This window comes from Phocaeicola sp. RTP21198st1_B8_RTP21198_201120 (genome assembly GCF_040929485.1).
Classification (GTDB): Bacteria; Bacteroidota; Bacteroidia; order Bacteroidales; family Bacteroidaceae; genus Phocaeicola; species Phocaeicola dorei.
Genome location: NZ_JBCOCI010000232.1, coordinates 581 through 1,389, shown reverse-complemented (window position 1 = coordinate 1,389; position 809 = coordinate 581). Strand labels below are relative to the sequence as shown.

At 43.3% G+C, this 809-nt stretch carries 1 protein-coding gene; it reads right to left on the bottom strand.

The genetic code is table 11. The features are described 5' to 3' along the window. On the bottom strand, positions 1 to 809 hold an 809-nt coding region (locus tag AB5935_RS24900), incomplete at both ends, for an AMP-binding protein (RefSeq protein WP_368327744.1).

Below are 809 nucleotides of genomic sequence, written 5' to 3'. Positions count from 1 at the left end.
AATTGCCATCTTCATCCTTGATACCCAAATCACCGGAATGCAGGAAGTTGTTTTCATCAAGCACTTCTGCCGTTGCTTCCGGATTTTTATAATATCCTTTCATGGTGTTATACCCACGATTGCACATCTCACCTTGTACGCCAACCGGACATTCTTCACCAGTTTCCGGGTCGATCACTTTTACCTCCGTAAATTCAAAATCATGCCCTACCGTATTACAACGCACATCAAATGGATCATCAATACGAGAAGCTGTCATACCCGGTGCAGTCTCTGTCAGTCCATACACACTGGTCACCTTCATATACATTTTCTCCTCCACTTGCTTCATCAGTTCAACAGGACATAGAGAACCTGCCATAATACCTGTACGAAGACAAGACATATCAAAGAGATCAAACATCGGATGATGCAACTCGGCAATAAACATAGTCGGTACGCCATAAAGAGCCGTGCAACGTTCTTTATGAATGGAAGCCAATACAATCAGCGGATCGAAACGTTCCACCATTACTTGCGTACAACCATGAGTCAGACAGTTCATGGTGGCCAACACCACTCCGAAACAATGGAATAACGGAACACAGCAGCAAAGTTTATCATCCGCCGTGAACTTCATGTGTTCACCAGTCAGAAATCCATTATTGGCAATATTATAATGTGTCAGCATTACTCCCTTCGGAAAACCGGTAGTTCCCGATGTATATTGCATATTCACCACATCGTGACAATCCACCTTGCTTTTGAGTTCGCTCAAACAGTCGTCTTCCACATTATTTCCCAATAACAGAATCTCCGCTGTATTATAC